At 40.9% G+C, this 9,834-nt stretch carries 6 protein-coding genes; 1 reads left to right on the top strand and 5 read right to left on the bottom strand.

What is annotated here, in order from left to right; all coding sequences use genetic code 11:
- Positions 1-82: 82 nt before the first annotated feature.
- From ppk1 to HWQ38_RS02770, 5 genes are all read right to left on the bottom strand, one after another.
- Entirely contained in the window at positions 83-2,263 is a 2,181-nt protein-coding gene (ppk1, locus tag HWQ38_RS02790) for a polyphosphate kinase 1 (RefSeq protein WP_292789835.1), read from the bottom strand.
- Between the two features lie 302 nt (positions 2,264-2,565).
- Positions 2,566-3,015 (bottom strand): spore coat U domain-containing protein, encoded by a 450-nt coding sequence (locus HWQ38_RS02785; RefSeq protein ID WP_292789834.1) that lies wholly within the window; start codon positions 3,013-3,015, stop codon positions 2,566-2,568.
- Between the two features lie 10 nt (positions 3,016-3,025).
- The gene (locus HWQ38_RS02780) at positions 3,026-5,278 is read right to left on the bottom strand and encodes a fimbria/pilus outer membrane usher protein (RefSeq protein WP_292789832.1); all 2,253 of its coding nucleotides are present in this window, start codon (positions 5,276-5,278) and stop codon (positions 3,026-3,028) included.
- Between the two features lie 432 nt (positions 5,279-5,710).
- Positions 5,711-6,454 (bottom strand): fimbria/pilus periplasmic chaperone, encoded by a 744-nt coding sequence (locus HWQ38_RS02775; protein WP_292789831.1) that lies wholly within the window; start codon positions 6,452-6,454, stop codon positions 5,711-5,713.
- A 631-nt stretch (positions 6,455-7,085) separates the two neighbouring features.
- Positions 7,086-7,592 (bottom strand): spore coat U domain-containing protein, encoded by a 507-nt coding sequence (locus HWQ38_RS02770; RefSeq protein ID WP_292789829.1) that lies wholly within the window; start codon positions 7,590-7,592, stop codon positions 7,086-7,088.
- 615 nt (positions 7,593-8,207) lie between these two features.
- On the opposite strand from HWQ38_RS02770, the gene HWQ38_RS02765 reads away from it, so the two are divergent.
- Positions 8,208-9,635: an ATP-binding protein gene (locus HWQ38_RS02765; protein WP_292789828.1), complete on the top strand. Its 1,428-nt coding sequence runs from the start codon at positions 8,208-8,210 to the stop codon at positions 9,633-9,635.
- Positions 9,636-9,834 lie beyond the last annotated feature (199 nt).

Raw genomic sequence — 9,834 nt, 5'->3', positions numbered from 1 at the left:
TTCTTCTGCTTAACTCTTTGTTACATACTTATAAATTTTCTCCACGACTTACTTAGTTGTCAAGGTAGAAGTAACTTATTTTTTAATCAATCAGGTTTGAGGCTACACCAGTTGAACGTAATGCCATATTCATGAGAATTTTTTGTGAATTAGCTTCGGGAGAATCATCATAGGGATGCCGTTGAATGTAAGTGCCATCGGCTTGTAATTCCCAAGCTTGGCGATTATCTGCGAGCATAATTCCCATAATTTCTTGCAAATCTTTTGCAATATCAGGGTCTTTTACTGGAGTAATTACTTCCACTCGGCGATCTAGGTTGCGGCGCATCCAATCGGCACTGCCAATATAGATTTCCTCCTGTGTGTTGTTATGAAAATAAAAAATGCGAGAGTGTTCTAAAAAGCGACCGATAATGCTGATGATGTGAATGTTTTCACTAATGTCTTTGAGTCCTGGGCGTAAACAACAAACGCCCCTGATAATTAAGTCGATTTGTACTCCGGCGCGGGAAGCTTCATATAAAGTGGCGATAATTTCTGGATCGACTAGGGCATTCATTTTGGCAACAATGCGTCCAGAAAATCCATTTTGAACATTTTCGATTTCGCGGTGAATTAGTGCCAAAAAGCGATCGCGCATATTCACAGGTGCAACCAGCAATTCTCGATAAGACTTTTGCAGGGAGTATCCGGTTAAGAAATTAAATAAATCTGTGATGTCAGCACCCAATTCTTCACGGCAACTGAATAATCCCAAATCTGTATACAGCCGTGCTGTTTTGGGGTTATAATTTCCAGTGCCAATATGCACGTAGCGACGTATCCGGTCTTTTTCCCGCCGTACCACCATGACGGTTTTACTGTGGGTTTTCAGCCCCACTAAACCATAGACAACATGAACTCCAACTCTTTCTAGTCGTTTTGCCCAGTAAATATTATTCTCCTCATCAAATCGCGCCTTTAATTCCACCAGTACAGATACCTGCTTGCCATTTTCGGCGGCGGCAATTAAGGCGTTGACGATGGGCGAGTCGCCAGAAGTCCGGTAAAGGGTCATCTTGATGGCTAACACATTCGGATCATAGGCAGCATGGGTAATAAAGCGCACCACTGTAGCCGAAAAGGATTGATAGGGATGGTGTACTAGCAAATCCTTTTCCCGAATCACAGCAAAAAAGTCTTTTCCTTCGTCCGTCTCCAGGATATTTGGATCTAAACTCGGTTCCCTGAGTCGTTGCAGGCGTAATGGTACAACGGATTGGCGTGGTGGATCTTTGAGTTCTGGCAATGGCAAGGACATAAAATACATCAAATCCCGCAAGCCTAAAAGACCGTCTACTTCGTAAAGATCACCTTCGGTTAATTCCAAATCTTGCAATAATCGCGATCGCACTATTTCAGGAGTCTGGGACTGAATTTCTAGCCGGACTGGACTCCCACCTAGCCGCCGTTTTCGCAGTTCTTGTTCGATCGCTAATAACAAATCATCTGCTTCATCTTCTTCTAAGACCAAATCAGCGTCACGGGTAATGCGGAATGGATGATATTCTTGAATGTTCATCCCTGGAAATAGAGATTCCAAGTTATGAGCGATCGCTTGTTCTAAAGGTACTCCTGTCCAATGGGCAGGTTTGTCATTGTCCACAGTTCGCAACTCAGGCGGTATTGGTAAAAATCGTGGTAGAACACTGGGGACTTTAACTCTGGCAAAGAATTCTTCTTCGGTGTCTGGGTTCTTGACGACAACAGCCAGATTCAGACTGAGATTGGAAATGAAAGGAAAGGGATGACTGGGATCAACAGCCAGGGGAGTCAAAACTGGAAAGACTTGTTCCTCAAAATAACTATTGAGATGAGTCCGCTGTTTTTGATTCAAATCTATGTAATCAAGGATATGGATACCGTGATTTGTTAATAACGGTCGAAGTATTTGCTCAAAATGTTGGTGCTGTTTCTTTACATGAGGACTGAGGGTAGACCTAATATCGTCTAACTGTTGTTGTGGTGTTCGCCCATCGGGAGTTAACAGGGTAACTTTCGCCTCTACTTGTTGCTTTAAACCAGCAACGCGTACCATGAAAAACTCATCCAAATTAGAGTTGAAGATTGCCAAAAACTTGAGACGTTCCAGAAGGGGCGTGCGATCGTCACAGGCTTCATGTAACACCCTGGCATTAAATTCTAACCAGCTTAACTCTCGGTTAAGATAATATTGTGGATCGCTGAGATTGATGGGAGTAGCGCTTTTCTTAGATTTTGCCATAATGACCTAAGGGCAGGCAGATGTAGCCCATTTAACTGGGGGACAATAAACATATTAAGTTAAATGGTGCTTGAGCATAACGCTGAGGCAACAGTTAATAGTAGCTAACTTTTACAGCAGCTTTCAATCATCTGAAATACAGGTTTTTCGAGAGACTTAGATCCCACAAACCATATTTCTGATAATGTTGCAGCTATCCTCAAAGGTACTAACCCCGGTATAAAAGCTCTTACCATTGACGATGCACCAGCTATTGTCAAGTTAGTTGCTGGCAGTAATGGACTAAAGTAGACTCAGTAGTGCTAAAAATTAACTGTAGCTGTAATGGAATCTGTATAAGTTCCAATCCTGACATTTTGCCTAGCTGGAATGATGCCATAAATAGTTACAGTATCTTTTAGATTAGAACTCATATAGTGTAGGCTATTTATATTATCGCCCCAAATCGATCCTCCTGATGCGTTTAGATAAAGATTATAATTAAGAACATTAGCTCCATTTTTCAATTGCCGGGGAGTATAAGATCCAGCATTACCTTGGCTGAGATCAATAGTAATTGAGGTAGGAGATGGACTTGCCATAGAACAATCATAATTTATAGTGCCAGTAGTCGTTGTGGAACTATTATTAAAAACATCGTAGGAACCAAAATTTACACTATTAACGTTTACAGTGCATTGGCATAAAGCAGGTAACGCAGTAGTGCAGTTTAAAATAATTCCGAATATTAATATAGATTTCTGATTCTTCATAGTTTGCTACTTATTTTCCAGAGTTCTGTATGCACTTTAAGCTTCCTAAATTAAGTATTTTTTGGTCAGAGTGCGGAATATTCAAATCAAAAGTACACACACCTTGTGCATATTCTACATTAGCTACATAGCGACCAGGAGCAAGATTTTCTAAATAGAATTCTCCCTGATTACCAATAGGTGAATCTACTTGTTTATCATTTCTAGTTACAGTTAACTGACCATAAGCAGGAATTATAGTTTTTCCTGATGCTTCTATAGAAATATTGCCGATTATAGTCTGAATACGTAGTACAGGGAAACGAACAATTGCTCCACTTCGGAAGCTAGGCGCAATTACTTTTTCGTTAGCATCAACCCTATAGTCTAGTGGAATATCTTCATCTTGAATTCTTAGATTATTACCATAGTATGGTAGTAGGTTTGGGATGAAAAGGTTGCCCCTGGAATTAGTTTGCCCAATTTCCTGATTACTTATATAACCCCGCACTCCTCTAACTCCTGGCACTTGAATGAGTGCATAGCTGTCTGTGACAGGACGGGCAAAAAAGATATTGTTTCCTATTGCTACAATGCTACCGGAGGCATTGAGGTTAGTTGCATTTCCGCCGTTGCTGTTGTGATCATAATTTAACTCATAAATACCAAAGGGAGCTTGATACCTTAAGGTACCGTTACCTGGTAGTTGTTCCTCGCTGGGACTCAACTGCAAGCGGTAGCCAAAGCCTTCCCCAACAGGAGCAGATTTTTGCAAAGATAAGGTAGTTACAGGTTTTTTATCATTGATCGTCTGATTCACGTTGGCATTGGCGTTACCCAAAGAATAATTAAACCCAATAGATACCTCATTTATTGAAGACTCTGTAGGTTGAGAAGAACGGCTAAGATTTATAGATAAGTTTGCCCGATTGCTGACTTGAATAGTATTGAATAGAGAAATTCGATTGCTCTGCCCGCGATCGCGAAAATCAGATAAGGCATACTGTAAACCTAAGCTCACATTACGACTTAGCGATTTAGAAATAAAAGCATTAATTTCTAAGTTTGGTCTATCGTCTAACGCACTTAAGCTTAAGTTGGCATATTTGTTACTGAATAGGCGCACGGAACTACCGAAACCAAAACTTCGACCGGAGTAACTATAGGCTATTGATGCAGCCGCACCTGGAACTCCTGATTCACTACTGGCGGCTAAAGATAGTTCTAGCGCACCAAAAGGCAGTGCAGTTGTCAGAGTAGAACCACCACTGATTAAATTACTCGAGACTTCTAAACGCCCTCCTAATGTTAGGGATTTACTTATACCTTGAGTATATTGACCCAGGAAGACAGGAGATCCATAATTCAAGCTATCAGAGTTCAAATTCTGCCGACGAAAGCCCAGGTTAAAACTATAGCTAGATAACCCCGGCTTGAGAAGCCCTGTAGACAAATAGAATGGTGAGGTTATTACCTGTTCTCGACCAAAAGCATCGCGGATAACAAGTTTTGTAGAATCGTTACCCACAGGTAATACTAAATTATTTAGTTGAAACTGACCGGGGGGCAATTCTTGCTGACTCACCCGTTGACCATTGACAAAAACCTCTACTGTAGAAGGGTTGACAACAGCACCAGATAGTGCAAAGGTTGGTTGGCGAACGAAATAAGGATTCAGTTCAAATTCTCGTGAGAAGCTAATACCTCCCAAAAACAGTCCGCCCCCTAAATCCCCAGTATTAGCAAAAGTATCCCCAATTACCAATCGATTCAAGTTTTTGGGACGATCTATAGTAAGATTTGTTAATCCTCGCAGAAAGGAGCCGTCTGCGTTGCGCGAAAAGCTGCTAAATAGCAGGTTGCCGTTCAAACTTAGCCCAGCCTCTCCAGAGAAAGTATAGTTATTAAATGCTTGCCCATTGAACGGCACATTGAAGGCATAGTTAAAAAAAGCACTTGTGTCTTTGCTATAGACAATATTTTTTGGTGGCTCTTGTCCTAAGTTTACTGAGGTAGAACCTAGTAATTGAGGTTGGGCTGTTATCCGCAAAGCTAGGTTATTCTCATCATATTCATAGCTAACATTAGGAGCTAGTGAAACAAGAGAGACATAAATTTCATTATTTATGGTTTCCCGAATACCGGAGAAACCTTGTAATCGTGCTTTTTCTAAGTCTGACGTGCGAACAAGAATATCGCTCTGCCGTAATATAACAAAAATTTCCCCTTGGGAAACCTGGTTAACAGTTAGTTCTAAGATAGCTTTTTGATCTTGTGCTGCCACCTGAGAGCAGATTACAAGGCTAGAACCTAAAAAAAAAGTGAGGCTACCAAGAAACTGTAATGAATGCCAATTTCTCATTAACTAAATAAGTTTCTCTAAGACGATGTTTTAAAAGTCTTTGGCGAATAGAATAGAGCCTCCGGCACGCTGACGCGAACGCTACTACACAAACAAAGTCCACCTGCGTGGGAAGCAGGAAAAATTAAGAGTTTCATAACCTGCGGAGGCAAGTTTTGTCTGTATAGCCTAAGCCAGTGCGGTCTTTTCCGAAGCGATGGGGAAACACTGTGTTGGGCGGGTTCTTCCTCTTCCTATGAACAACTGGGGCGGGATTTCTAATTGCCAGGATAGATAAAAATTAGCTTTTCAAATATCCTCTGAAATTAGAAGCATTTTTTGAACGATTTAATTGTGCTAGCCTCTGGATAACGCTTAATTTGATGCACTACAAGCATCTTTGGGCATTTCCCGCTTTTCTGTAAACATCTTATTATCTGTTGTTTTGACCTCAATTACTAAAGTTCGAGTTTTGCTACACTCCTGTTGAGACATTTTTAGATCATAGGACTGAGATGAATCAGCAAGAACATACCAACCATTTCGTTGGCGGTCAAAAACACTTTTATCGGACTCATCAATACCTTTTATCCGCAACTTCTGAGCAATAAAGTGAACGTTGCCTCTATTTGTGACCTGAAAATTTATCTGATTTTTGCTAACAACAATATTTTCAACACCTCCTTCTACAACTTGCTTGGTAGGTTGAAGAAAGATAGGAATTCCTAATTTTGTTAAGATGCGGACTACATTTTGCTGTTGATTAGGTTTTGCTTCTGGGGGAAGTTCTTCTATAAAAATGCGGTAGGTTTTTTCGATAGAACTTACAGGGGTTAATGTGCCAACACGCACGATGCGATTTTGCCCAGGTTTTAAGGCAAATAAGCCAGGAAAAGCTACTACGTCTTGTGTAGCATCAAGCTGCATCTCACCTTTAGCATTTTGCTTCCAAGCATAGGTGTGAAGTTGAAAGCGTAAAGTCTCATTACTGTCATTGTGTACCGTGAGAACTTTACTCGATACCCTGGAAGAAAGTGATACTGTAATCGGAGAGACTCTGAAGTTACTCGCCCCAGCTTTCTCTGGTATGACCAGCCCCATACTCAGCAGTAAACTCAAAATTATTGAACTTTTTTTGTTAAAGAAAAACATAACATTACCAATTTTGTTTAACACTGCAAACTTGTAGCAATTTGGGATAGTCCCATTTGCCTTCTCGCCAGGGATGAAACCCTGAATTTTTATTTCAAATTATTAATTATACAAGTCTGTAATCTAATGAACAATATACTGAATTGGCATTAGTAATAATACTGAAATAATTAATAAAAACACTGTAGAAATTAAAGTTTTTGTAAATAATGAATGAATTGTTGAAATATTCCGCTTTAGCGAGACTCAGGCACACCTATAGCAATCTTATTTGATTAGAGGCTCTGCTTTTAGGAGAGAGGAATGGAAGTGAGGTCAGAGTGTATTGCATAGAAACGAGAAGCGCTATATAGCAATTTTCATTTGAATGAGATACAGAGTAGGGGCGCACATCTGTGCGCCCCTACTCCAAGCAATTGCAAACTTCTATGGCTATCCAACTTAGGCTTAAATTCATCAAGACCGATAAAATCAGAGCTTTTGATTTTTACCTGAACCAAAGTGACAGAAGGTGTTCATGAGCAAGCACCGCTATGATTGAAAAAATCAAGTTTTCTTTCGAGAGTGCTGACACTAAAGCATCTAGAATTATTTGGTGTTAGAAGGTGACAGTAGCTACCACAGTATCAGTGTAAGTTCCTACGGGGACGTTTTGGTTAGCCGGAACTTGACCATAAACAGTGGAAATTTGATTTGTACCGTCAGTAATAGGTAACACACCTGTTAGTGCTGTGTTTCCCCAAACAGTTGCACGACCTGCATCTTGGTACAGGTAGTACGGTAATAAGTTGGCTCCAGACTTCAATTGACGTTGAGGAGCATCAGGAGTGCCAGCAGTATCGTTTGTACCCTGCCCTAACGTAATAGTAGCTACAGCACCAGTAGTACAATTTGTTGTCACACTTGCATTGACATTATAAGCAGTAGTCTTATTCGCTACTATTGGGTCATAGGCGCTAAAATCGAGGGGAGCGGTAGCGATAGTGCAATTAGCTACAATCTCAGCTGAAACATCAAGGTCAGCATTGTTTGTAGCTGCCATTGCGGGAGCAGCAGAACTAGCGATTAGTAAAACAGAAGCTAAAGCAAAACGGCGTAACATCATATACTTAATTCTCTAAATAGTTGATATGCTGGTTGACAAATTGGCATCTATCCTTAATACCGTGTCCGTCGAATTCATAACGTCCAACCCTAATTCCTCAGAACTTGTTTTGAACTGAGATAAAGTGTGGCTTTCACGGGGTAGAGTGCCAGGAAATTAAAAGTATCTGACACGGGATTAACTAGGAATATTGCTTACCCTTTTCGGTGGGCTATGTAATCAACGATACGGGTTATAGCGCAGGATGACTTCAGTAAAAATTCTGAAAATTATAATAACGTTTAGAAAACGTGCATAGTATAATTCGCTATATAAAATTTTATATACATACACAATACTTAATAAAATAACCCGTGTAGAAAAACAATCACAGGGTTTCTGGTTGCTTGATTGTGCTACTCTTGCAGACGCTACCGCGATCTTTCCATTCGCAATGACATTGTGTAATTAATTATGAGGATATTAGACCTCTTGCATAAATCAAAAATAAGAACCCCACCCCGCCTTTGACTTAAGTCAAATTCTCCCCTCCCCGCCTGCTCTTAGGGGCTGGGGGAGGGGTGTTAGGGACTTTTGCAAGAGGTCTATTCAGTTAAAAAAATTGAGGAAACAAATGTGTTTCAGGCTACTCGCCGTCGTCTGGCAATTTGGTACACTGCCGTCACTGCTGTATTACTATTATTGTTTGCTAGTGGCGTTTATTTATATGTTCGTAGTACCCTAATTGAGCGGATTGATGATACCCTTAACCATGTAGTGGAAATAGTCGAGCGATCTTTGGTGATTGAGCCAATCAACAACCATGCTGATCGATTCCGGATTAATGTAGAAGCTAGTTTTCGTGACAATACGGGCACTGTAGAAGATGACCACATTGACTTAGAGTGGTTTAGTCCGACTGGTAAGTTACTTTGGTCAACTTTATCCGAACCTTTAAATATTCCCATTCATGGCGATCGCAGTGGTGAAACTGTGCGCGTAATCAAGGCAGAGAGTGAAAATTCAAAATTCAAAATTCAAAATTCCCCACTGTTATTACGCCAAGTCACACAACGGGTAGAAGTGGGACGGCAAGTATTAGGATATCTGCGTGTTAGTCATCCCTGGTTTGAAGTCACTAAACCCAGTCGCCAGTTAATTTTTGATTTGGCGCTAGGTATTGGGTTAATGGTGCTTTCTGTCGGCGCAAGTGGCTGGTTTCTTTCGGGTAAAGCGATGGAACCCGTAGATGAGTCTTATCAACGCCTCAAACAATTTACTGCTGATGCTTCTCACGAACTTAGAAGTCCGATTACTTTGATTCAAACAAATGTGCAAGTTGCCCTTGCTGACTTGGATTTAGCAGAGGCAGAAGCAACTACTTCTTTGCAGTATCGGCAACAGTTAAAGGTGGTGGAACGGTTAACGCAGCGTTTGGGTAAGTTAGTCAATGACTTACTGTTTTTAGCACGGCAGGATAGTGGTATTAGCAAAGATACTTTTTCAGCTTGTCCGATGGACGCTTTGCTGATGGAGGTGGTTGGAGAACAACAATTGTTAGTCCCTGAAAAAGAAATCGCCCTTTCTTTAGACTTAGTTGATCCTCCCGCATCGGAAACTAGCCCGGAATTACTGGAAAATTGGTTTACGCTGGTGGGCAATTGGGATCAACTGGTGCGGCTGTTCACAAATTTAATTGCTAACGCTTTGCATTACAGTCCAGCAGGTGGACGGGTAAAAGTGGAATTGGCGCGGATAGAGGGAATAAATCGGGTTTCGGGACTACGTTACACCAGCGCCCAATTGCAAGTTAAAGTGAGTGATACCGGAGTTGGAATTCCAGCGTCAGCACTACCACGCTTGTTTGACCGTTTTTATCGGGTAGATCCGGCACGTACTCATACAACTGGGAATACAGCAACAGCGATCGCTACTGGTTCAGGATTAGGATTAGCGATCGCTCAAGCTATTGTGGAACATCATCAGGGTCATATTCAAGTTGAAAGCACTCAAGGCATTGGCACCACATTTATTGTCACTTTACCAATAACTCTTGAGTCTTGATTCGGCAAGAAATATTTGTTTCCTTTGATAGATGTAAGATTTCAGTCCACTCAAGCAAACTTTAACTATTAGGCAGGAAATTTATTTTCTAGTGGGGTGTTAGGGACTTTTGCAAGAGGTCTAATGAAAAATTGAACACCATAATTTAATTTAAGTAGGAAGGCACAATTAAATATAAGATAAAACCTCACCCTCAATC

Source organism: Nostoc sp. NMS7, assembly GCF_017115085.1.
Taxonomy (GTDB): Bacteria; Cyanobacteriota; Cyanobacteriia; order Cyanobacteriales; family Nostocaceae; genus Nostoc.
This window is presented reverse-complemented; position numbering and strand designations above follow the sequence as displayed.